Raw genomic sequence first — 24198 nt, 5'->3', positions numbered from 1 at the left:
ACTTTTGTCATTTTAAAAATATTGATCTGGTTTTTTATAGATTTATGTATCAGTGGTGAATAATTGATTTAAAAAACAGAGAATTGAAAAGAAATATTTTTGACAGATCTCTGGACTTTCCGTTTTTTTATTTACATGAAAATTGCATTTTGATAGTTGACGATTTGTTTGCTGAAACTATGACTTTTGATGGCGACACAATTGATATAATTAGTAATGAGCAAACTCATGAAATTGAAGAGTATGAAAAGTATTTTGAATTTGATATAATAGGAGTAGAGAAAAGAAAACTCATGAAAACAAAATAGGTGAATTCTATCTTTAAAATTTTATAAACTTTACAAAGAAGTTCTTGAAAAGTTGAAACTTCTAAATTTAGCCCCGATAGCAGTGGAAATCCTTTTTTGTTGGGGTTCAACAAAAAAGATTGAAACGAATAGCGGGAAAGAAGGTCTTATAAAATGATTATTTCTGCTTCAAATAAATAAAACTACTCATAACGTAAAGCTTCAATAGGATCAAGTTGCGAAGCTTTTATCGCTGGATATAATCCAGAAACAATTGCAACCATAAAGCTAGTTGCAAAAGCAGCAAAAATCGCCATCCACGGAATCACAAATGCAAAACTCATTGCGGCCGCAAAAGCAAAGCCAATTAGGATTCCCAATACAATTCCGACCAAACCGCCAATTTGTCCAATCAATAAAGTTTCGATAAAAAACTGAACTGAAATTGTGATTTTTGTTGCGCCCAAAGCTTTTCGAACACCAATTTCGCGCGTACGTTCTGTAACCGAAACAATCATAATGTTCATTAAGGCAATTGATGAACCTAAAATCGTAATAACGCTAATAATCCAGGAAGCCCAGCCCAGATATTTCGTGATGCCGAGAATTCTATTAATTAAATCGTCGCTTCGGCCAATGCCAAAATTATTATCACGAACCGGACTCAGTTTACGAACTCTTCGCATGGTACTTGTTGCATTGTCAACAGCTTCGTCTAAAAGTTCTTTTTTAGAAACCATTACACTCATTGTATAATTGATATTTGGTGCAGTAAATAAAGAACGTGCGACCTGAATTGGAATCAAAACACGTAAATCCTGACTGTTTCCAAACGTTGAACCTTTTTCTTTTAAAACACCAATAACTTTAAAACGTGCTCCGCGAATTGAAATAACTTTGTCAATCGGGTTAATATCTTTTAATAAGCCTTTTTCAAAATCAGAACCTACAATACAGGAATAAGTATTGTTGTCAATGTCAAATTGGTTGAAAGAACGCCCTAAAGTGGTTTCTAACCCTGAATTTGAAATAAAATGCTCGTCGACACCAACAATGGTAATTTCCGGATCTGTTTTTTTATCTGAATATTTTACCTCTGCCGTTGTAGTTGCGGTAAAAGACAACGATGTTTCGGTAAAAGGATATTTGAATTTGTTTTTGAAAGCAACCGCTTCAGGATATGAAATAATCGGATTTATAATTTCGCGTTCATTTCCTCCTCGGTTTTTAACATTATTTTCGTATTGATTGATGTTGAAAGTATTAGCTCCCATTGAAGCAAAATTGGTAGAAACAGTATTTTCAAGCGCTGTTACAACGGTCAAAATTCCAACCAAAGCTGTAATCCCGATAGCAATAATTAATACTGTAAGAATGGTGCGCAGCAATTGTGTTTTGATTGAACCAAAAGCAATTCGGATATTTTCTTTAAATAATTTTAGCATCATGACCAATTTGTCACGAAAATACGTTTTTTGTTACAAGTTTGTTTTCGAACTGCCAATATTTATTTTAAAAAATAAGATATTTGCAGTCCATTAGAAATAGAGAAATCTAAAAATAAATAATCCAAAAAAGATTTTAATTCAGATTTGCAATAAAATCTAAAATCTAAAATCAGAAATCTAAAATATCAAAAAAAGATGGCTTCAAAACCAAGCATACCACAAGGAACAAGAGATTTTTCGCCTGCAGAGGTGTCAAAACGTCAATATATTATTCAGACGATAAAAAGTAATTTTGAGAAATTTGGCTTTCAGCCAATTGAAACTCCGTCGTTTGAAAATTCAGATACCTTAATGGGAAAGTATGGGGAAGAAGGAGATCGCTTGATTTTTAAAATACTGAATTCAGGTAATTTTTTCTTCAATAAAAATAAAATTGAATTACCGGAATCAATAGCATCTTTACAAGTTAATTCTGCAGAAACGATTGATTTGAATCAAAGAATTGAGTTGAATAAATTTACCGGAAAAATTTCTGAGAAGGCTTTACGTTACGACTTGACAGTTCCGTTTGCAAGATATGTTGTACAGCACCAAAACGAAATTGAATTTCCTTTTAAAAGATATCAAATTCAACCGGTTTGGAGAGCAGACAGACCGCAAAGAGGTCGTTACAGAGAGTTTTATCAATGTGACGCCGATGTTGTAGGTTCAAAATCACTTTGGCAGGAAGTTGAATTGGTTCAGTTATATGACACTGTTTTTACTTCTTTAGGTTTAGAAGGCGTAACCATTAAAATCAATAACAGAAAAATTTTATCTGGAATTGCAGAAGTTATTGGCGCTTCAGATAAATTGATCGATTTTACGGTAGCTCTTGATAAGCTGGATAAAATTGGTGAAGATGGCGTTAAAAAAGAAATGATTGAAAAAGGAATTGCCGAAGAAGCATTGGTTAAAGTACAGCCGCTTTTTAATTTTACAGGAACATTTGCAGATAAAATCAATCAGCTTTCAGATTTATTAGCTTCATCAGAAGAAGGAATGAAAGGTGTAGAAGAATTGAAATTTATTTGTGACAATGTGGCTACTTTAGGTTTAGCGACTGCGACATTAGATCTTGACGTGACACTAGCGCGCGGACTAAATTATTATACCGGAGCTATTTTTGAAGTAGCAGCGCCAAAAACGGTTTCGATGGGTTCTATCGGCGGTGGCGGAAGATACGATGACTTGACTGGTATTTTTGGTTTGAAGAATATGAGCGGTGTCGGAATTTCTTTTGGACTAGACAGAATTTATTTGGTTCTGGAAGAGTTGCAATTATTTCCTGAAACTGTTGCTGCAACATCAAAAGCATTATTTATTAATTATGGAGATGCTGAGGCTTTATATGCTTCGCAGGCAATTCAGAAATTAAGAAAAGAAAATATAAAAGTAGAATTGTATCCGGATAATGTAAAAGTAGGGAAACAGTTTCAATATGCAGATAAACGCTTGATTCCGTTTGCAGTAATTGCGGGCGATCAGGAAATTGCTTCCAATTCATATTCACTTAAAAATTTAGTTTCAGGCGAACAGGTTTCTGTTGATTTTGAAGGATTGAAAAATGCTTTGTTGTCATAATTGAATGGTAAAGTGTTTTACCACTCCCGATAGCTATTGGGATAAAAGGATTATTAGATTTTTATTTCACGCAGATTTTGGCAGATTTAATTTGATTGTTATATAAATAAATCTGCTTTAATCTGCCAAAATATTTTTTAAAATCTGCGTGAAATAAAAAATATAGGTTAACTATTTGAAGCAAAGGTTTTTGCTTCGGATCGTGCATGTTTAAAGGATTTTCTTTTTAAATCTCTGCCTGAAATAGTTGGTAGAGAAGAAAAAAAACTTTTAATTTGCCGACCTTAAGTTACGGGCGTAGTTCAAGGGTAGAATAGCGGTCTCCAAAACCGTTGATGGGGGTTCGAATCCCTCCGCCCGTGCAATATTTCTTTACCGCAAAGAACGCAAAGATTTATATCTAAGAATAATTTTAAAATCATATCCCGAAGCTTCGGGACGCAAAGCTAAATAATACAAAGCTTTGCGAACTTTTCGTTTTTGAAGATCAAGGCTAATTTTTTTGGAGAACATTAAAAAATATACATACAAAGTATTTTTACCGCAAGGAACGCAAAGGTTTTTCGCAGAGTTCACTAAGATTTAAAGTTGTGTTTACACAATCTAAGTGCGCAAAGCTTTGCGAACTTTGTATTTTTTATAAAGTTAAGAGTAAAAAAACTTTGCGTTCTCTGCGGTAAATTTTTTTCGTTCAACAAAAAAAAGCTTCGTCTCATAAGGCGAAGCTTTTTTTAATATAAGGTAAATTTGAATTAATAATTATTTTGAGGCCGAGGCCAACCCTTAAATTCAATTTTGATAGGTAATAATTTAGATTATAATTTTGTCTTCAAATATACCACAAACTAAAACGTAATAGTCTTAAAATTATACTAAATTTTAAAGTAAGAAAATTATTTATATAAACAGTCAAATTTTAACAGCGTGACAATTTGACATTTTATAAGATTTGGCAGTACTTTTGCAATCCAAAAGAAAGAAATTGAAAATGAAGTTTAAGAATATTTTTAAAAATACAAGTAATATGACTACGGAAAATACAGAATTCGATCAGGAATTAGATGATGTAACGTTAGAAAACAATGCCAACGGTGAGCAGTTAATTGTTGAGGAATTAAGTGTTGAAGAGCAATTGGCTCAAGACTTGGCAAAAGAAAAAGATAAGTTTTTGAGATTATTTGCCGAATTTGAAAATTACAAAAAAAGAACTTCAAAAGAGCGTATGGATTTGTTTAAAACAGCAAACCAAGAAGTTTTGTTAGCAATGCTTCCTGTTTTGGATGATTTTGACAGAGCAACTGTAGAAATCAACAAGTCTGACGATGAAAATTTGAAAAAAGGTGTGGAGTTGATTCATGAAAAATTGAAAAGCACTTTGGTTTCTAAAGGTTTAGAGCAAGTTGAAGTAAGAGCAGGTGATGCTTTTAATGCTGATTTTGCTGAAGCAATTACCCAAATTCCAGCTCCGTCTGACAAATTAAAAGGGAAAATTGTTGACGTTATTGAAAAAGGATACAAATTAGGAGACAAAATCATTCGTTTCCCTAAAGTGGTTATCGGAAACTAAAAAAACAAATAAATATTCTGAAAGTCAATTTTTTAAGTATTGGAATTTGGAATTTTTAGATTTGGAATTTAACCTAAATTATGAAAAAAGATTTTTACGAAATACTAGGCATTTCAAAAAATGCTGACGCTGCCGAAATAAAAAAAGCTTACCGAAAAAGTGCTTTAAAATATCACCCGGATAAAAATCCAGGCGACAAAGAGGCAGAAGAAAACTTTAAACTTGCGGCAGAAGCTTATGAAGTTTTAAGTGATCCTAACAAAAAAGCTAAATACGACCAATACGGACATCAGGCTTTTGATGGTTCTGGCGGATTTGGCGGTGGTGGTCACGGTGGTATGAATATGGATGACATTTTCAGCCAGTTTGGTGATATTTTTGGTGGAGGATTTGGCGGTTTCGGCGGAGGCGGAGGCGGTCCTCGTCGCGCTAAAGGAAGCAATCTTCGAATTAAAGTTAAACTGACTTTAGAAGAAATTGCAAATGGTGTTGAGAAAAAGGTAAAAGTAAAACGTAAAGTTCAGGCAAAAGGAGTTACATACAAAACGTGTTCGACTTGTAATGGTCAGGGACAGGTAATGCGTGTAACAAACACAATTTTGGGTAGAATGCAATCTGCATCAACTTGCCCTACTTGTGGAGGTTCTGGACAAATTTTAGATAAAAGACCATCTGAAGCAGATGCTCAGGGGATGGTTTTGGAAGATGAAACAGTTTCAATCAAAATTCCTGCTGGAGTTGTTGACGGAATGCAGCTTAAAGTTTCTAACAAAGGAAATGATGCTCCTGGAAACAGCGTTCCTGGTGATTTAATTGTTGCAATTGAAGAGTTGGAACACGAATTTTTGAAACGTGAAGGAGAAAATATTCATTTCGATTTATATATCAGTTTCCCTGAAGCAGTTTTAGGAGTTTCTAAAGATATTGAAGCAATCAACGGAAAAGTTCGTATTAAACTGGAAGAAGGAATTCAATCAGGAAAAATATTAAGATTAAAAGGAAAAGGTATTCCAAGTATTAACGGTTACGGAAGCGGGGATTTACTAGTTCACGTAAATGTATGGACGCCAAAAACACTGAATAAAGAGCAAAAACAATTTTTTGAAAATGCTCTTAACGACGAACACTTTGTTCCGAGTCCTGAAAAATCAGAAAAATCATTTTTTGAAAAAGTAAAAGATATGTTCTCATAACAGAAACTTTTTCTAAAAAGAGAAAATAAATTTTTAAAACCCATTCTGAAGTAAATTTAGAATGGGTTTTTTATGTATTATTACTTAGAATCGGTACTAATTATTTACTTTTACACTCGCTAGGCCACAATGGTCAAACTGACGTAGAAAATTCTAAAAACAGCATGAGCAACTTACTCGAAGTACATAAAGTCGTAAAACAATATGGCGATTATGTAGCGCTTAACGAAGTTTCATTAAATGTGCCCAAAGGCAGCATTTACGGATTGTTAGGTCCAAATGGAGCTGGAAAAACTTCCCTTATTCGAATCATCAATCAAATTACACTACCGGATAGCGGTCAGATTATTTTGGATGGAGAAAAATTGCAGCCAAAACATGTGCAGAATATCGGTTATCTTCCGGAAGAAAGAGGTTTATACACTTCTATGAAAGTGGGAGAGCAATGTTTGTATTTGGCACAAATGAAGGGACTTTCTAAAGCCGAGGCTAAAAAACAACTGGATTTTTGGTTTGATCGTTTGGGAATTCAGGGTTGGTGGAACAAAAAAATTCAGGAACTTTCTAAAGGAATGGCGCAAAAAATTCAGTTTGTAGTTTGTGTATTGCATAAACCTAAATTGCTGATTTTTGATGAGCCATTTTCCGGTTTTGATCCCGTAAATGCTAATGTTATTAAAGATGAAATTTTGGCATTAAAAGAACAAGGCGCCACAATCATTTTTTCGACACACCGTATGGAAAGCGTTGAGGAACTTTGTGATCATATTGCCTTAATTCATAAATCAAATAAATTAATCGAAGGACAAGTCAGTGATGTAAAACGCGAGTTTAAAACCAATAGTTTTGAAGTTGGAATCCTGACCAATAATGTTGAAGGTTTGATGTATGACATTACCCAAAAATTTACTGTTTCGCCTGCCAGTTTTAAATCTTTAAATGACGATTTAAAACTAAATATTCAGATAGGAAATGCAGCTCCAAACGAGTTATTACATATTCTGACACAACGCGGACAAGTAACACATTTTGTAGAAAAAATCCCGAGTGTAAACGATATTTTTATTCAGACAGTTACTGAAAAAGTTTAGATTTCAGATTTCAGATTTTAGAGTGAAAACCTGGAATCTAAAATCTAAAGTCAACAATCTAAAATAAAAAATAAAAAAATGAGCATCATTTCGCTGATTATAAAAAGAGAATTTATTGCCAAAGTGCGCAATAAGTCTTTTGTTGTCATGACTTTTTTGAGTCCGTTATTGTTTGTGGCAATTGCCGGATTTATTGGTTATTTAAGTTCAATGAAAGCTGAAACCAAACGAATCGCAATTCACGACGAAACAGGTTTATTTGCAGATGATTTTGTAAAACAGAATAAAAAAGACGGAGAATACAGATATTTAAATCTTTCTGAAATTGATACAAAATCTTTGAAAGACAGTATTGTCAAAGAGAATTTTACAGGTTTAATTATTATTCCAAAAACGAGTAATTTAAAAGACTTAGAAAGTAAAATAGATTTTATTTCGAATAATAGTCCAAGTATTGCTTTTATAGAAAACACGCAGGATGTTATTGCTGATAAAATTACAAAGCTCAATTTCGAAGAGGCAAAATTAGATACATTAGCCATTCAAAAAGCACATGCTGAGGTTAATATCCATTTGGCAAAAGCTTCAGGAGAAGAAAGTTTAAAAGGTCTGAACGAAATAAAAATCGGAATTGGGGGTGCTTTCGGATATTTAATTATGATGTTTATTATCATTTACGGAAATATGGTAATGCGAAGCGTGATCGAAGAAAAAACCAATAGAATTATCGAAATCATCATTTCATCAGTAAAACCATTTCAGTTAATGATTGGTAAAATTGTTGGAACTTCTCTTGCCGGACTATTACAATTTATAATCTGGGCCATCATTGGTTTGGGATTAATGTTTGCAGCTTCAGCTTTTTTTGGAGTAAATGTTGGTCCAACAGCCAAAATTCCACCAGGATTAATGCATTCGGCACAACAGGAATTTTCGGGAACAGCACAAATGTATATTAGTGAATTATGGAATTTACCAATTGCCAGTATCATTATTGGTTTTGTTGTTTATTTTATTGGAGGATATTTTCTATATAGTTCATTTTATGCCGCAATTGGTGCAGCTGTAGACAATCAAACCGATTCACAGCAATTTTTGCTGCCTATTATAATGCCGCTTATTTTAAGTGTTTACATCGGATTTTTTACCGTAGTAAACGATCCACACGGAACTGTTGCAATTGTGTTTTCAATGATTCCGTTAACCTCGCCGATTGTTATGTTAATGCGAATTCCGTTTGGCGTACCGTGGTGGCAAATTGCAATTTCGGTATCATTATTGTTTGCAACCTTTTTCTTTGTTGTCTGGTTCGCTGCAAAAATTTACCGAGTAGGTATTTTAATGTACGGCAAAAAACCAACCTGGAAAGAATTGTATAGATGGCTGAAATATTAGTTTTTGTAGTTACAAAGGATCAGAGATGCAAAGGAACAAAGGTTTTTTGAACACTCACTTTCGTAATTTAGAACAAAAAATATCTTAGGAAAAGCATAAATTAATAAAATAACGTAGTTTCAAAAGTATATGTTGACAAAGATTTAAACTTTGTACCTCTGAACCTTTGCAACTTTGAACCTCAAAAAGAATGAGTAAAATACTAATTATAGAAGACGAAGCGGCGATCAGACGCGTTTTGGTAAAAATTTTATCAGAAGAAAATGATACGTATCAGGTTGATGAGGCGGAAGATGGTGCTGCGGGACTTGACAAAATAAAAAACAACGACTATGATTTGGTTTTGTGCGATATCAAAATGCCAAAAATGGACGGTGTCGAAGTTTTAGAAGAAGTAAAAAAGATTAAGCCCGAAATTCCTATGGTGATGATTTCAGGTCATGGCGATATGGAAACGGCTATTCATACAATGCGTTTGGGAGCTTTTGATTATATCTCAAAACCACCGGATTTAAATCGTTTATTGAATACCGTTCGTAATGCTTTAGACAAAAAACAACTTGTAGTTGAAAATAAAATCCTAAAGAAAAAAGTTAGTAAGAACTACGAAATGGTAGGTGAGAGCGAAGCTATCAGTCATATTAAATTGATGATTGATAAAGTAGCGCAAACCGAAGCCAGAGTTTTAATTACAGGACCAAACGGAACCGGAAAAGAATTAGTGGCGCATCAATTGCATGAAAAAAGCGAACGTGCTAATTTTCCTTTAATAGAAGTAAACTGCGCTGCGATTCCGAGTGAATTGATTGAAAGCGAATTGTTCGGTCACGTAAAAGGTGCTTTTACATCGGCAGTGAAAGATCGCGCAGGAAAATTTGAAGCAGCAGATAAGGGAACTATTTTCTTAGATGAAATTGGCGATATGAGTCTTTCGGCGCAAGCCAAAGTTTTACGTGCTTTGCAGGAAAGTATGATTACCAGAGTTGGGGCAGAAAAAGATATCAAAGTGGATGTTCGTGTTGTGGCTGCAACTAATAAAGATTTGAAAACGGAAATTGCCGAAGGTCGTTTCCGAGAAGATTTGTACCATCGTTTGGCAGTGATTTTAATTAAAGTTCCGCCATTGAACGAAAGACGCGATGATATTCCGGCTTTGATACGGCACTTTGCAGAGAAAATTGCTTCGGAACAAGGAAATGTTGTTAAAGTATTTTCGCAGCCAGCCATAAAATTATTGCAGGAATACGACTGGACAGGAAATATCCGTGAACTTCGAAATGTAGTCGAAAGACTAATTATTTTGGGAGGAAACGAAATATCTGAAACAGATGTAAAAATGTTTGCAAGCAAGTAGGTGCTTCGCGCAATAGGCTTTAGGCAATAAGCTTTAAGCTATTAATGATGTAGAATTTTTGCCTATAGCTTATTGCTTAAAGCTTATAGCATTTTAAAATATAAATAATTTTTGCTTATGGCTTATTGCCTAAAGCTTAAAGCATAAAAGAGATGAAATTAAAGAAGATAAACGAGAAGTTACAAGACGCATTAATCGAAAATGGTTTAACAGAAGCTAATATTCTGCAAAAAGAAACTTTTTCGACTATAAAAAGTGGTGCAGATTGTATTATTCTTTCTCCGGAGGGAAGTGGAAAATCGACGACAATTGTATTGAATGTGATTCAGCAATTAGCGGGTCAGACAGAAGAATCGCCACGTGCTTTGATTTTTGTGGAAGACAAAACCAAAGTATTAGAAATGGTAGACCTTTTCGCGAAATACGGAAAATACACTAATCTTGAAGTGTACGGAGTGCATGACAAAGGCGATATGGATTATGATAAAAATTATATTTCAACCGGAATTGATGTTTTAATAGGTACGCCAAATAAATTAAGTGATATGTTTACAACAGCGGGTTATAATGTAAACCGTTTGAAAATGTTCATTTTGGATGATGCAGATCCTATTTTGAAATTGCGTCATGAAACTAAAATTATGCGTATTTCTAATAGTATTCCTAAAACACAGCGAATCATTTTTGCTGAAATACTAACAGAACGTATAGAAATTTTAGCAGATAAAATGTTGCTTGAACCTTTTTTATTCGACATGGATGAAGAAGGTGAAGAAGAATTGGACGAAGAAGAAGGTTTTATCGAAGAGGAGTAATTTATAGTCTCAGTTCTCAGTCTCAGTTTTCAATACTATAAACTGAGACTGGAACCGAGAACTGCAAACTAGAAACTAAACTATATGGAAATACTCAAGACCTTTAAATTTCTAACAATTGTGCTTTTACTATTTTTTGTTGTTATTTATATTTTGGTAGTTTCTTATGTATATTTTAATCAGGTTGGAATGATTTTTCAAAGTGCAAGACTTCCAAAAGATTTTAAGTTTGATTATCAGCAAAAATTTGAAGAATTAAATATTAAATCGTTTGACGGAATTAATTTGAACGGTTTGTTATTCAAAGCTGAAAACTCTAAAGGTTTGATTTTTTATCTCCATGGAAACGCCGGAACATTAGAAACCTGGGGAAAAATTGCAAAAGTGTATACCAAACTAGGGTATGATATTTTTATTTTGGATTACAGAAGTTTTGGGAAAAGTGAAGGAGAAATCGAAAATGAAGATCAATTAAATAAGGATGTTTCTGTTGTTTATAAAAAAATGCTTGAAAGATATCCTGAAGATAAAATCATTATTACGGGTTATTCAATAGGTTCTGGATTGGCAACTATTTTAGCTTCTCAAAACAAACCTAAAGCTTTAATTCTTCAGGCGCCTTATTATAGTTTTACAGAACTATCGAGTTCGAGAGTTCCGTTTTTTCCTAATTTCATGAAGAAGTTTAGTTTAGAAACGAGGGATTATTTGCCAAAAATAAAAGGACCCATTTATATTTTTCACGGAATAGAAGATCAATTGATTCCATTTAAAAATTCAGTTCGATTGAATGAATTATTGAAGTCAGATAAAAATTTGTTTCTGCTGAAAAACCAGGATCATATAGGAATAAATGAAAATGAAGATTTTCAAAATCAGCTAAAAATAATATTACAATAAAAAATTAAAAATAAATGTTATGGGACTAATGAAGGTGTTTTCAGGAAGTGAAGTATTAGCAATTGCTTTACAGGAAAGATTAGAACAAGCGGGAGTAGAAACCGTAAAAAAAGATAATATTCAATCAGCGCGTATGGGAGGTTTTCCTATGTCAGACGTTGCGGTAGAAGTTTTTATTCAGGAAACAGATTTTGCAAAAGCAAATCCGGTTATTGAAGATTTTAGAATGAGTATCTAAATTAGTTTTCAGTCGCAGTTTACAGTCTCAGTAAAGATGAAAACCGCGACTGAAAACTGAAAAACTACAAAATATGCAATATAAAATGCTGGTACTCGACATGGATGATACCTTGTTGACAGACGATCATAAAATTTCAGAATTAAATAAAAAAGTTCTTCTTGAAGCTCAGGCAAAAGGGGTGCATGTTGTTTTGGCTTCGGGTCGCCCAACATCGGCAATGACGGCTTATGCCAAAGAATTAGAATTAGACTTAAACGATTCGTATATTATTTCGTTTAATGGCGCTGTAATTAGTACGGCAAAAGATGACCTTATATTATTTGAACAGTGTTTAACTCCGGAGCAAATTCATGATTTATACGATTATAGTGTAAAGATGAAAACACATATCATCACCTATCTTGATGGTGAAATAGTAAGTGAGACAGACTCTGAATATATCGAAATCGAAAAAGATATCACAGGATTGCCTCATAATAAAGTGTCTGATTTTAAAGCTGCAGTAACTAAACCTGCTGTAAAATGTATTTTATTGGCAGAACCTTCATACTTAAAAGAAGTAGAAAAAGATTTAAAGTTAGCAATGCCACATTTGAGTGTCGCTATGTCTAAACCTTTTTTCCTGGAAGCTGCTCAAAATGGCATTGATAAAGCAAACAGCTTAAAACTTTTGGCAGAAAAACTAAATATTCACCAAAGTGAAATTATTGCTGTTGGAAATGCAGGAAATGATTTAACAATGATCGAATATGCCGGTTTAGGTGTTTGGGTTGATAATGTGACACCAGAATTGCGTGACAGAGCCAATGTAATTGTGGCTTCAAATAACAATGACGGAGTTGCTGAAGTGGTACAACGTTATATCTTAAATAATTACATTCATGAAGAAATCAATTGAGACAGAACGTTTGCTTTTGAGAGAATTAAACCTTTCAGATGCAGCTGGAATGTTTGAATTGGATTCTAACCCAAATGTGCATATTTTTCTGGGGAAAAAACCAGTAAAGAATATTGAGGAAAGTATAAGTCAGATTGAAAATATCCAACAGCAATATGCAGATTTTGGAACTGGCCGCTGGGCTGTTGTCCTTAAAGAAACCAATGAGTTTCTAGGCTGGTCAGGAATAAAATTCATTACAAATGAAATCAATAATCATAAAGATTTTTATGAAATTGGTTATCGTTTCATAGAAAAACATTGGGGAAAAGGATACGCAACCGAAGCAGGAAAAGCTTTTATAGCATATGCTTTTAATGAAATGAAGGTAGACTCTCTTTATGCTTATGCAGATGAAGGAAATGAAAACTCAAGAAAGATTCTTGAAAAACTGGGTTTTCAGTACATAAATTCGTTTTTGTATGAAGACGAATTAGAAGTTTGGTACGAATTTAAAAATCCGAACAAATAATATTAAATCAGAGAAATGTGTCCCAAATCTTTATAAACTTTCGTAATGAGTTTGCAAAGATTTGGAAAACAGCTCGTTGTTTTTATTCTCTGAGAAATTAATTCTTATTATTTTTTAGCTACAGAAACAAAGTATTTATTTCCATCACCCATTGTTAATTTTACACGTTCGTCGCAAAGATCAATAGCAAAATTTACACTTTCGTAACAGCTGCAAGTAGTGTTTTTATCTTTAGACATTTCAGTTTTGCAATTGTTGTTTTTAAAAGTAGCTAATTGCGGCGTATACAAGCTTACTAAATCTGTAGAAGCCGTTACTAAAGAAATGATACTTGCAGAATTGTTGTTCGCAATTCTATATACAATTCTATCAGTATAGTTTACTTCGTTTACAGTTACTTTACGAATGTAGGTATAAGCAGTTGATCCTTCACCTGGTTCTTTTACTTCAAACTTAAAACCAACCGCACGAATAGCAATGTCAAATTGTGATTGAGAGTTTAAACTCGCCCAATTTGTCAAAGTACTAATAGATGGGAATGGATTAGTAGTAGCGGGAGCAGCAGGTTGTTGCGTTTGCGCTTGCGAAGTGAAAAAGGTTAAGAACATCAAGCAGATTGTGGGTAAAAATGCTTTCATAATAAGTGTGGATTTTTTTAATTTTTTGCCTACTCTTTATGGTTTTCGGCTTACCCATTTTTATTTATAACAAAACAACAATATAACGACTAAATTTCAAAATTGTTATCGTTAAATCTACGGTTTATTAAATTATTTTATGTTAAAATTTTTATCTAATAATTGCATAACTTCAAACGATGATTTTTTTAAAGCTAAATGTAAGAAAAATTTAATTTAACTGTAAAAAAAATGTACTTAACCGACAAAATTTGCTTTTAATCGATGTTTTGTCATTTTATTCTTATTGAATTATTTTTTTCTCTTTACAAATAAAACTTATTTTTTGATTCTACGAATAGAGTTTAATGTTTTTTTAGTCCTGTTTTAATAGATGTTTACTGCAAAATATTGATATATAGTATATTATTGATTTTATTTTAAAGAATATTGTATGTAAATTTGCAAACTCTCTAAATTGAGATGTAAATATAATATCTTACTACTTAAAACGTAGTGTATTCCTATGGAAAATAGAAAAAAAGTTGCTTTTTATACGCTTGGATGCAAATTGAATTTCTCAGAAACTTCTACAATTGCCAGAAACTTTAATGATGAAGGGTTTGATCGTGTTGATTTTGAAGAAGTAGCCGACATTTATGTGATCAATACCTGTTCTGTAACTGAAAATGCAGATAAACAATTTAAGCAGGTTGTAAAAAAGGCGATGAAACTAAACGAAAAGGCTTTTGTTGCCGCCGTGGGTTGTTATGCGCAATTAAAACCAGAAGAATTAGCTGCTGTTGATGGCGTTGATTTGGTTTTGGGAGCTACCGAAAAATTTAAAATTACCGATTATATTCACGATTTAAGCAAAAACGATATGGGTGAAGTGCACTCATGCGAAATTGCTGAAGCCGATTTTTATGTAGGAAGTTATTCTATTGGAGATCGTACCCGCGCTTTCCTGAAAGTTCAGGATGGCTGCGATTATAAATGTACTTATTGTACAATTCCGTTAGCAAGAGGGATTTCGAGAAGTGATGCCTTAGAAAATGTTTTAGAAAATGCCAAAGAAATTTCGAAGCAAAACATCAAAGAAATTGTTTTGACCGGAGTAAATATTGGAGATTACGGAAAAGGAGAATTCGGAAATAAAAAACACGAACATACTTTTCTTGATTTAGTTCAGGCTTTGGATAAAGTAGAAGGAATCGAACGTTTGAGAATTTCGTCCATCGAACCTAATTTACTGAAAAACGAAACGATAGAATTTGTTTCTAAAAGCAGAACTTTTGTACCGCATTTTCATATTCCGCTGCAATCCGGAAGCAATGATATTTTAAAATTGATGAAACGCCGTTACTTACGTGAAGTATATACAGAACGCGTGAATAAAATTCGTGAAGTGATGCCGCACGCTTGTATTGGAGTTGATGTAATTGTTGGCTTTCCCGGAGAAACTGACGAGCACTTTTTAGAGACATATCATTTCCTGAATGAAATGGATATTTCATATTTACATGTCTTTACCTATTCTGAAAGAGACAATACTGAAGCTGCCAATATGCCTGGAATTGTTCCTGCGAATGTTAGAGCAAAGCGCAGTAAAATGTTGCGAGGATTATCCGTAAAAAAACGCCGCGCCTTTTATGAAAGTCAGTTAGGAACAAACAGAACCGTTTTGTTCGAAAGTGAAAATAAAGAAGGATATATACACGGTTTTACCGAAAACTACGTAAAAGTAAAAACACCGTGGAACCCTGAATTGATTAATACATTGCAAGAAATCAATTTAACAAAAATCGACGAAGACGGAAGCGTTCGCTTAGAGTTTTTAAACAAATTAGCAGAAGCTTAAAAGTATACGGAATTGTAGTTTAGATCTTTGTCAAAGTTTTAAACTTTGACAAAGATTACACATACAAAGATTTACAGTTTGTGATAAAAAACAAAAAAAGCCCTTTTTATTTAAAAAGGGCTTTCTCATTTTCTATAAAAATTAGTCTATTTCTTTTCTTGCTGAAGCATTAATTTCAATGAATTAATATAATCTGTGTCAAATTCAATTACTCTGATTTTTTCAGGATTAAAACTTAATTCACCACCAAACTGACCTTTTGTATCTAAAAAATCAATCGTAAGTTCTTCATCATTCAATTCGATCAATTTACCCAAATAGGCTGATTTTGCTGATTTTTTGGAAATCTGTAAAATGCCATATTTATTGTTTATGAAATTTACAATCGACGCCAAATCCCTAATCGGAATAATATCTTCGGCATTTGTTTTTAAACCTTTCAGGCGAATTACTTTTTCGGTAAATTCCAGATCTTCATCTCTGTGAACAGCTTCGATATTCTTGTTTTTTAAAATTACAAATCCATCCAAAATAAAATCTACCGGATTGTTTCTTAATAAAATCCAGTCATCAGAATAATCAATAAGAAAGCCTGTAAAAAGCTCTTTTTTGTCGCTAAATTCTATAGCGATTAATTGTCTTAAATATTGCTCCATCATAATTTTTTTAAAATTCCAATTTTTTAAAATTCCAATTCCAATTCTCGCTGCTCGATTCCAATTTCAACAAATAATTGGAATTTGGAATTTGTTTTTTAGAATTTATGTTTTTAAGGCTTTTAGATCTTTGTCAAAGTTTCAAACTTTGACAAAGATTAAGGTACGATAGTTTTTATGAAATTCCAATAAATAATTAAATTCCAAAAATAAATTCCAATTCCCGTAATTCAATTAAAATTTCCACAAGCAATTGGAATTTGGAATTTAAAAATATTGGAATTTAATTCACCTTATGGGTTTGTCGACCAAATACTGCTATTTTTTATAAAAACCCTGCTGTTTAATTTCAGTTGTGCAATAATTAATTCAGCAATATCTTCAGATTGCATAACCTTTTCAGGATTACCATCTGTCAGGTTCAAGTCTTTTGCCATATCAGTCGCAACTGTACTTGGCGTTAAAGCAGTTACGCGAATATTGTGTTTTCTCATTTCCTGCATTAAAGAATCAGTTAATCCTAAAACAGCAAATTTTGAAGCACTGTAAGCACTTGTTAACGCATTTCCGTTTAATCCTGCAGTCGATGAAATATTAATAATATCTCCTGTTTGTCTTTCAATCATATTGGGGATAACGGCACGGGTTGTGTAATATGTCCCCATTAAATTTACCTGAATAATTTTTTCCCACTCTTCTGGTTCTAATTCCAGGAATTTCCCAAAAGAAGCAATTCCGGCATTATTAATTAAAATATCAATGGTTTTAAATTCTGCCAAAGCTTTTTCAACTGCTTTGTTTATAGAGTTAATGTCTGAAACATCTGCAGAAAGAGCTAATGATTTTACACCCAAATGTGAAGTTTCAATCGCAAGCTGATCAACGTCTGTTTGTGTTCTTGAAACTAGAATTACATTTACGCCTTCTTTGGCTAACGCAATCGCGATTGCTTTTCCAATTCCCTTTCCTGCTCCTGTAATTAGTGCATTTTTATTTTTTAAGTCTGTCATGATTTATATATTAGAAATGCAAAAAGCATCATTTTAAGTCATACAAAAATAAAGCTTTTGATAACTAAAATGATGCTTTTAGAAGTTTTCTTAAACTAAGTTTAACAAACTGTTTTTATTCTTTTAAAACCATATCAATGCACATTACGGCTGCAAGAATTAATTGTCTTAACGGACTTTCTGGTGCTACAGTTTCTTCTATTTGAAGAACGTAATTATCGGCACTCGTAAACAATTCTTTGCCCATTCCTGCCCACTTTTTGCTTACTTGCGCAAGCTGTTTGTTTTCGTGCGAAAATTTAAAATCCCAACCCGTCCATTTTCCCTGAAGCGTTGCAACCGGTTTTTCATTTTTATCCAAAATTTCAAATTTCCCTCCAAATGAAAAGAATTTCTGTTTAAAAGTTCCTACCAAACGATCTTTTTCATCCAAAACTTCAACAGTAGAACGAAACCAGGCAATGCCACGTCTCACTGAAATTAATTTTTCTCCGGAAGCTGTTGTAATTTCAATATTAAAAGGCGTCATTCTTTTATAATCGGTAAAACGAAAAACTTTGGTAAAAAAGCCAAGATTATTTTCACGGCAATTCATGATAATCTGATTGCTTTCAGTATCATAAATGTCATAATTGTTTGCGGCCTTGAACATTCCAACGTGTTCTTTTACAAGAAATAGATTTTGATTTAGGATTGGGTTCATTAAGTTTTGTTTGAAATTGATTTATAAATATTTTAATTTATTCTAAGAGAAAGCGAACTTGCACATTGCTTACAATTTTTATTTTTTCAAATTCAATGTTAGGTTGATTACTTGATTCTTCAGAATAATAGCTTCCCCCTGTTCTAACTGCTATTCCGGCAACGCTGCCCATTAATTGATTCGAAATATCTTCAAAGTTATTGATTTGAATGGCATTTCCAACTTTTTGGCTTAAAGGTTTCGTTAAACTTTCGGCAATTTGTTTGGCACGAAGAATGGCTTTTTCATTTATTAAAAGACGAATGTTTTTTTGCTGGTCGTTTTCAACTTTCTCAATTTGAACATTCGAGATGCCAATTTTTTCTAATCCCAGAAAAACCTTTGAAGCCGTTTTAGCATCGCCAACCAAAACAGAATAGGATTTACTTTTGAAAACGTCATTTTGTTTTAAAAGATAAAATTTAAAATTGCTCGACATATCGCTCACACTCACATTTTTATCTGTGTTGATTCCAATTTCCTTTAATTTCTGGATCATTTCTTTTTCAAGATCTTCTACAGATTTTTTTCCTTTTGAATCTTTTTCGGTTAATAAAACATTAATCCAGATTTTATTAGGTAAAACTAATGTATCGGCCTGACCGGAAACTTCAATAAAAGGTTTTTCATAAATACTTTTAGTTTGAGAAAAAGCATTTATGGTGATGAATATTAATAGTGCAAAAAGTAGATTTTTCATTTGTATAAAAAATTAAATAATAAATGAGTGTAATTTGTAAAGTTTAATTAAACACATAGAAACATAGGTCTCTATTTGTGAAAAAGAATATAAAAAGAAACTAGTTCCTCAAACATAGTCCCGAAGCTTCGGGATGTGTTAATGCAAGTGAAACACCTTTTTAGGTTTGCAAAAATCTATGTTTCTATGTGTTAAAATATTTTATGCTCAACAGTTTAAATAGTGACTAATATGTAATAAGACATTGATTTAATATACCTGTTTTGCGCTTTCAATAAGTCGGATAAATTCTGCTTTATATCCTTCTGAATCATTTGTTGTTCCTTGTTTAGCTAATTTTAAAATATCTTCGGATGATTTATTTGTAATTAGTTTTGAATCTCTCAATTTTAATCCAAACCACGCAACCGCCGTACTGAATTTAAAATCATCACTTGATTTTTCTAAAGAAACCGATTTGTTTTCGATCACTTTTATCATTTCTATGCTTTTATCGCCATCTGGTTTTTTGTAACGGAATTTTACCGTAGCCAATTCACCAGCATAGTTATTCGTGCTTTCGGGAACTGTAGTATATTTTAAAGCATCAGGCTGTTGGTTTAAGTAGTCGCTTGTAACTCCGGCCGGAATAATTTCATACAAGGCCGTAACGGTATGATTACTTCCTAATTCTCCCGCATCGATCGCATCATTTTTAAAATCTTCCGGACGTAATTTTCTGTTTTCGTATCCAATTAAACGATACGCCTGAACTTGTTTTGGGTTAAATTCTATTTGAATTTTTACATCTTTTGCAATCGCAAACATTGAACCTTTAAACTCTTTTCCTAAAAATCGATTTGCTTCCTGAATGTTGTCGATGTACGCATAATTTCCATTTCCTTTATCAGCCAGCGTTTCCATTTTGCTGTCTTTGTAATTGCCCATTCCGTAACCCAAACAAGTAAGGAAAACGCCTGATTTTCTTTTCTCTTCAATCAGTTTTTCCATGTCGGAGTTAGAAGTACTGCCTACATTAAAATCACCATCCGTTGCCAGAATCACTCTGTTATTTCCATTTTTAATGAAATTTTCAGCAGCAATTTTATATGCCAGTTCAATTCCGGCTCCTCCGGCAGTACTTCCTCCGGCATTTAAGTTTTCGAGCGCATCAACAATTGTTTTTTTCTCATCTCCGGATGTCGGAGCTAAAACCAATCCAGCAGCGCCCGCATAAACTACAATCGCAACTTTGTCCTTATTACGCAACTCGTTTACCAATATTTTTAAAGATTGTTTCAGCAAAGGCAATTTATTAGCATCACTCATTGAACCCGAAACATCAATTAGAAAAACAAGATTGGATGCCGGTAAATCGTTTGTTGGAATGTTTTTTCCCTGTAAACCAATTTTCAAAACTCTGTTTTTAGCATTCCACGGAGATTCGCTTATTTCTGTATTAATAGAAAAAGGATTTTGATCTTGCGGTTGCGGATAAGTGTATTTAAAGAAGTTGACCATTTCCTCCACACGAACAGCATCTTTAGGAACTTCTTGTCCGTTATTAATAAAACGTCTCACATTGGTGTAAGAAGCATTGTCAACATCAATCGAAAAAGTAGAAAGCGGTGCCGTTTTTGGGCTTTCAAAAGCATTTTCTACAAAAGCATCGTAATCTTCGTTGTTTGGTTCAGTTGGCTGAGGTACATTGACAGGTTTTAATTTGTTGCTAATTTCTTTTTCAGAAAGGTTTTTATACATTTCATTTTTAGTAGCAATAACTACAACGCCGTTTGCACCTTTAGTTCCATAAATAGCAGTTGAGTTCGTATCTTTTAAAACTTTTACATCCTGAATGTCATTTGGGTTTATTTGTGCCATTTGGTCGGCTTTTATGGCAACTCCGTCTACAATATACATTGGTTCATTTTTAGATGAAATAGATTGAGTACCACGAATTGCAATAGTCGATCCGGAAATATATTGCGAACTATTTTGTACACTTGGCGCAATTAAAGTTCTTCTCTGAACAGATTGGCTGACTGATTTCGTCGCCATCTTTCTTTTCTCAGATCTATAACTATTATCTTCATATTCTGAAGCAGTTCCATAACCTACGACTATAACTTCTTCTAAATGATTACTTTCATCTGCCATTTTTACATTGATGACATTTGATTTTTTAACTGAGATATTTTGGGTTTTCATTCCGATATAGCTAAAAACCAAAACATCTCCGGTTTGTGCCTGAATAGAATATTTTCCATCAAAATCTGTTAGTGCTGTTTTTGTAGTTTTTTTAACGGTTACTGTAACTCCCGGAAGTGGTACATTAACATTATCGGTTACTATTCCCGTAATCGTTTTTTCCTGTGCAAATGTTACGAAACATATAAGCATAGTAATAGCTGATGAAATAAGTTTTAGACTTTTCATGATAGTGATTTTTTAAATTAATGTTCGGAATTTATCTTTGCCAAAGCCTCAACCTCTGGCAAAGATTTTTTGAAGTAAGAATTATTTTTTGTTGATCGGTTTTCCTGTTTTCGTGGTGATGATTACAACTCCTTTTTTTCCTTTTTCGCCATATTTTGATGTGGCTTCCAGATCCTGAAGTATCGTAATGGTTTTAATTTCCTGTTTATCCAAAGGCGCATACGGACTCGTTGGATTTGGGCCGTATAAATCATTTTCAGAATAATAAATTCCGTCAATAATATATAAAGGTTCGTCCAGAATTACTAATGAATCTACATTTGAAGGTTCAAGATTTGATATTTCAGCAGACATCATTTTGTCTTTTTTGGCGTCATCGCTATTGGCCATCGCATTTCCGTTTATAACCACCAGCGGAGCACTTTTTTTAGCTTTTACAGAAGATTGCTTTTCAGCGAAAGCTACTCGGGCAGATTCTTTTTGTACTGCTTTTGAATAACCGAAACTTTCATTTTTATCTTGTTCGACAGCAACTTCTTCTTCTGCGTATTTTGGTGCAGATTGAACCGGAGCTGCCACAACGACCTCATTAAGAACTGGTGCTGCCGATACTGCATCTGCGGTTCCTTCGCTAAACGAACGTTGTATTTCGTTTACCGCTACTTTTTGCTGTTGTTGAATTTGTTTGTCCAGAATTTTAACAGCATCTTCTTTCGGAACTATTTCAGAATTTTCAACAGCAACACCATCTTTTTCTACAACAGCATTCTGAGTTTTCGTTTCAACAGAATCAGTAACGACAACTTGATTATTTTGAATTTCTTTTGTTTTATCTGATAGAAAAAACTGAGATCCTAAAGAAATTAATAATAATAGAGACGCTGCAATGGCAATTTTTTTCCATAACGCGATTGTTTTTTTATCTTCTTTTTTGTCGAGTTTCTCTTCAACGCGCGACCAGACTTTTTCCATTCCCGGAAAATCTTTCAGCTCAGAGTTTTGCGCTGCCTCTTTAAATTTATCGAATATTTTATCTTGATTGTCCATGACTACTTTGCTTTTTGGTAATACAATTTGTTTACTAATTCCTTCAACTTAGTTTTAGAAGCATTCAATTGTGATTTTGATGTTCCTTCAGAAATGTTGAGCATGCCGGCTATTTCCTTGTGTCCGTAACCTTCTATAACAAAAAGGTTAAAAACAGTTTTACAGCCATCCGGAATATGATTCAATAAATTGAGCAAATCTTCTTCTTCGAGCGAATTAATCTCGTCGGTAAAAGGTTGCGAAAGCAGTTTGACATCATCCAAATACATATTAAAGTTTGTATTTTTCTTGATCGTTGCCAAACAGTGGTTGACGGCTATTTTTCTTGCCCAAGCCTCAAAAGCTTTATCTTCTTTTAGCTGTTCTATTTTTGTAAAGATGGTATAGAAAGCATCAGCCATGGCTTCTTCAATTTCTTCTTCCTTCTTTAAGTATCGTTTGCAAACGCGATACAGTTTTGGAGCCATATGCTCATAAACCTGACGCTGAGCGTCGCGGTTCATTTTTTTGCAGCCGGATATTTGATTTTCGTTTATCACAATTGGTGTCTTTCTTATATAGAGAGATAAAAAGATAAAAAGGTTGGGACGAGGTTAAAAAAAGTTTTTTTTTTAAAGGTTCAAAGTAACAAAGATACAAAGGTTCAAGGTTTTATCGTTGAACATATTTGTAGAGGCGCATTTGTAGAGGCGCACAGCAGTGCGTCTTCCTCAAAGAATTTCCACATTCATATATTTAGAATGATATATGCATTGTCGATTCAATTGCGAATGATGGATTAAAATCCATCCCTACAATATGATCCGTTCCTCCGGAACTTTTTATAAAATTCCGTGGGAATGATTTATTTTGTAGCCAGGGATTTTAATCCCTGGAAACGCAAAGTAGATCGATAAAGATTGGCGAATATCTTTGAGGGAGTTAACGTTGTGGTTATGAATTGTGTATTACTTAACTGGTAAAACCAACTTAAAAATCTTCGTTTCTAAAAGTTCAGTATCATTATCCTCACACAATAAAAACTCAATTTTATCATTTGATGTTTTATATAAAGTCAAGCCTTCAAATTTATTTGTGGACGTTATTTTTTGAGTAAAATCGATTTTCATGGTTTTAAGATCTATTCTTCCAATGAAGCTTCCGAGAATATCGCCGTCGTCGTAAGTTGATTTTGTGTCTTCGGCAGTTGAGAGAAAATAAATTTTGTCTTCGACCAAAATAGCATCGGTAAAACTAGAGCGAACACCTTTTATTTTTGGCAGTTTATAATTGGTTGCCACCAAAGCAAATTCTTCACCCAGACTTTTAGCATGAATCGTAAAAATGGTGTTTTTGTTTGAAATTCCATTTCCGCGATTGAATAAATACCAGTTTTCGCCATCAAAAATAGCGCCTTCCAAATTAAAATCTTCCGGTTTTATAGATCCAAAACTTTGCATTACGGCATATAAATCGACTAGATTGTTTTTTTGTAAAATGGTTTTGGTTTTTAAATCAAAGGCAATCATTTTGTTTCTGTTTTCGGTTGAACCGGAACCAAAAACATAAAGCGTATCATTATGATGCGTAACAGATTCAAAATCTGGTTTGATGTTTTTCGGAATATTTTGCGACGGATTATCAATTAATGGATGATGGCTTAATTGCTGATTCTGCATATTGTATTCGTATAAAAATCCGCTGTTATCGCCAATGATATACAATGAATCGTTATTGAAAAATAATCCTGATGCCGAACCGATTCCGATGATTTGAAATAATATTTCTAATGTGAATTTTTCCATGAATGTTGTTTTGAAAACTAAATGTAGCCTTAATAGTCCTGAA

23 protein-coding genes and 1 tRNA gene are annotated in these 24198 nt (G+C 33.3%); 14 read left to right on the top strand and 10 right to left on the bottom strand.

Annotated elements, in window-relative coordinates; genetic code table 11:
• The first annotated feature begins 83 nt into the window (after nucleotides 1-83).
• A complete protein-coding gene (locus tag BUE22_RS23615) occupies nucleotides 84-308 on the top strand; it encodes a hypothetical protein (protein WP_124020534.1) in 225 nt (74 codons plus the stop codon).
• A gap of 182 nt (nucleotides 309-490) precedes the next feature.
• Here BUE22_RS23615 and BUE22_RS13620 read toward each other — a convergent pair whose 3' ends face one another.
• Complete coding sequence (locus BUE22_RS13620; RefSeq protein ID WP_042565142.1) at nucleotides 491-1735, bottom strand: ABC transporter permease; 1245 nt, start codon at nucleotides 1733-1735, stop codon at nucleotides 491-493.
• Between the two features lie 195 nt (nucleotides 1736-1930).
• Here BUE22_RS13620 and hisS point away from each other — a divergent pair, with 195 nt between their 5' ends.
• The 12 genes from hisS to BUE22_RS13560 all read left to right on the top strand — a co-directional run bounded on the left by hisS (nucleotide 1931) and on the right by BUE22_RS13560 (nucleotide 13323).
• On the top strand, nucleotides 1931-3358 hold the full coding sequence (gene hisS / locus BUE22_RS13615) for a histidine--tRNA ligase (RefSeq protein WP_073395471.1): 1428 nt from the start codon (nucleotides 1931-1933) through the stop codon (nucleotides 3356-3358).
• Between the two features lie 291 nt (nucleotides 3359-3649).
• A tRNA-Trp gene (locus BUE22_RS13610) sits at nucleotides 3650-3720 on the top strand.
• A 626-nt stretch (nucleotides 3721-4346) separates the two neighbouring features.
• Nucleotides 4347-4925 (top strand): nucleotide exchange factor GrpE, encoded by a 579-nt coding sequence (locus tag BUE22_RS13605; protein ID WP_042565144.1) that lies wholly within the window; start codon nucleotides 4347-4349, stop codon nucleotides 4923-4925.
• Nucleotides 4926-5005: 80 nt separating this feature from the next.
• Nucleotides 5006-6118 (top strand): molecular chaperone DnaJ, encoded by a 1113-nt coding sequence (dnaJ, locus tag BUE22_RS13600; RefSeq protein WP_073395470.1) that lies wholly within the window; start codon nucleotides 5006-5008, stop codon nucleotides 6116-6118.
• A gap of 164 nt (nucleotides 6119-6282) precedes the next feature.
• On the top strand, nucleotides 6283-7209 hold the full coding sequence (locus tag BUE22_RS13595; protein WP_073395469.1) for an ABC transporter ATP-binding protein: 927 nt from the start codon (nucleotides 6283-6285) through the stop codon (nucleotides 7207-7209).
• Nucleotides 7210-7287: 78 nt separating this feature from the next.
• Nucleotides 7288-8604 (top strand): ABC transporter permease, encoded by a 1317-nt coding sequence (locus tag BUE22_RS13590; protein ID WP_073395468.1) that lies wholly within the window; start codon nucleotides 7288-7290, stop codon nucleotides 8602-8604.
• Between the two features lie 190 nt (nucleotides 8605-8794).
• Nucleotides 8795-9958, top strand: a complete 1164-nt coding sequence (locus BUE22_RS13585) for a sigma-54-dependent transcriptional regulator (protein WP_042565148.1) — start codon at nucleotides 8795-8797, stop codon at nucleotides 9956-9958.
• A gap of 152 nt (nucleotides 9959-10110) precedes the next feature.
• Entirely contained in the window at nucleotides 10111-10773 is a 663-nt protein-coding gene (locus BUE22_RS13580) for a DEAD/DEAH box helicase (protein ID WP_073395467.1), read from the top strand.
• Nucleotides 10774-10857: 84 nt separating this feature from the next.
• A complete protein-coding gene (locus BUE22_RS13575; protein WP_073395466.1) occupies nucleotides 10858-11673 on the top strand; it encodes an alpha/beta hydrolase in 816 nt (271 codons plus the stop codon).
• A 19-nt stretch (nucleotides 11674-11692) separates the two neighbouring features.
• Nucleotides 11693-11911 carry a putative signal transducing protein gene (locus BUE22_RS13570; protein ID WP_042565152.1) on the top strand — a complete coding sequence of 73 codons (219 nt, stop codon included), beginning with the start codon at nucleotides 11693-11695 and terminating at the stop codon, nucleotides 11909-11911.
• 73 nt (nucleotides 11912-11984) lie between these two features.
• A complete protein-coding gene (locus tag BUE22_RS13565) occupies nucleotides 11985-12812 on the top strand; it encodes a Cof-type HAD-IIB family hydrolase (RefSeq protein ID WP_073395465.1) in 828 nt (275 codons plus the stop codon).
• Complete coding sequence (locus BUE22_RS13560) at nucleotides 12796-13323, top strand: GNAT family N-acetyltransferase (protein ID WP_073395464.1); 528 nt, start codon at nucleotides 12796-12798, stop codon at nucleotides 13321-13323. The genes BUE22_RS13565 and BUE22_RS13560 overlap by 17 nt, the downstream gene beginning before the upstream one ends.
• 107 nt (nucleotides 13324-13430) lie before the next feature.
• On the opposite strand, the gene BUE22_RS13555 is transcribed toward BUE22_RS13560, so the two are convergent.
• Nucleotides 13431-13961, bottom strand: coding sequence for a hypothetical protein (locus BUE22_RS13555; protein WP_042565155.1), 531 nt, complete (start codon nucleotides 13959-13961; stop codon nucleotides 13431-13433).
• Between the two features lie 505 nt (nucleotides 13962-14466).
• Between BUE22_RS13555 and mtaB the strand changes: the two genes are divergently transcribed.
• The gene (gene mtaB, locus BUE22_RS13550; protein WP_042565156.1) at nucleotides 14467-15801 is read left to right on the top strand and encodes a tRNA (N(6)-L-threonylcarbamoyladenosine(37)-C(2))-methylthiotransferase MtaB; all 1335 of its coding nucleotides are present in this window, start codon (nucleotides 14467-14469) and stop codon (nucleotides 15799-15801) included.
• A 146-nt stretch (nucleotides 15802-15947) separates the two neighbouring features.
• On the opposite strand, the gene BUE22_RS13545 is transcribed toward mtaB, so the two are convergent.
• The 8 genes from BUE22_RS13545 to BUE22_RS13510 form a co-directional block, all read right to left on the bottom strand.
• Nucleotides 15948-16457, bottom strand: coding sequence for a hypothetical protein (locus BUE22_RS13545; RefSeq protein WP_073395522.1), 510 nt, complete (start codon nucleotides 16455-16457; stop codon nucleotides 15948-15950).
• A gap of 293 nt (nucleotides 16458-16750) precedes the next feature.
• Nucleotides 16751-17467, bottom strand: a complete 717-nt coding sequence (locus BUE22_RS13540) for a 3-ketoacyl-ACP reductase (RefSeq protein WP_073395463.1) — start codon at nucleotides 17465-17467, stop codon at nucleotides 16751-16753.
• Nucleotides 17468-17582: 115 nt separating this feature from the next.
• Nucleotides 17583-18170, bottom strand: coding sequence for an LURP-one-related/scramblase family protein (locus BUE22_RS13535; RefSeq protein ID WP_073395462.1), 588 nt, complete (start codon nucleotides 18168-18170; stop codon nucleotides 17583-17585).
• Between the two features lie 37 nt (nucleotides 18171-18207).
• Nucleotides 18208-18909: an SIMPL domain-containing protein gene (locus BUE22_RS13530; RefSeq protein ID WP_073395461.1), complete on the bottom strand. Its 702-nt coding sequence runs from the start codon at nucleotides 18907-18909 to the stop codon at nucleotides 18208-18210.
• Nucleotides 18910-19158: 249 nt separating this feature from the next.
• Entirely contained in the window at nucleotides 19159-21324 is a 2166-nt protein-coding gene (locus tag BUE22_RS13525) for a VWA domain-containing protein (RefSeq protein ID WP_073395460.1), read from the bottom strand.
• Nucleotides 21325-21405: 81 nt separating this feature from the next.
• Nucleotides 21406-22371: a hypothetical protein gene (locus BUE22_RS13520; RefSeq protein ID WP_073395459.1), complete on the bottom strand. Its 966-nt coding sequence runs from the start codon at nucleotides 22369-22371 to the stop codon at nucleotides 21406-21408.
• A 2-nt stretch (nucleotides 22372-22373) separates the two neighbouring features.
• Entirely contained in the window at nucleotides 22374-22874 is a 501-nt protein-coding gene (locus BUE22_RS13515) for an RNA polymerase sigma factor (RefSeq protein WP_042565163.1), read from the bottom strand.
• Nucleotides 22875-23318: 444 nt separating this feature from the next.
• Complete coding sequence (locus BUE22_RS13510; protein ID WP_073395458.1) at nucleotides 23319-24155, bottom strand: DUF6929 family protein; 837 nt, start codon at nucleotides 24153-24155, stop codon at nucleotides 23319-23321.
• Between the last annotated feature and the right edge of the window lie 43 nt (nucleotides 24156-24198).

This window comes from Flavobacterium pectinovorum, from assembly GCF_900142715.1.
Taxonomy (GTDB): Bacteria; Bacteroidota; Bacteroidia; order Flavobacteriales; family Flavobacteriaceae; genus Flavobacterium; species Flavobacterium pectinovorum.
The sequence above is the reverse complement of the archived record's forward strand: the minus strand, read 5'-3'. Positions and strand labels throughout refer to the sequence as shown.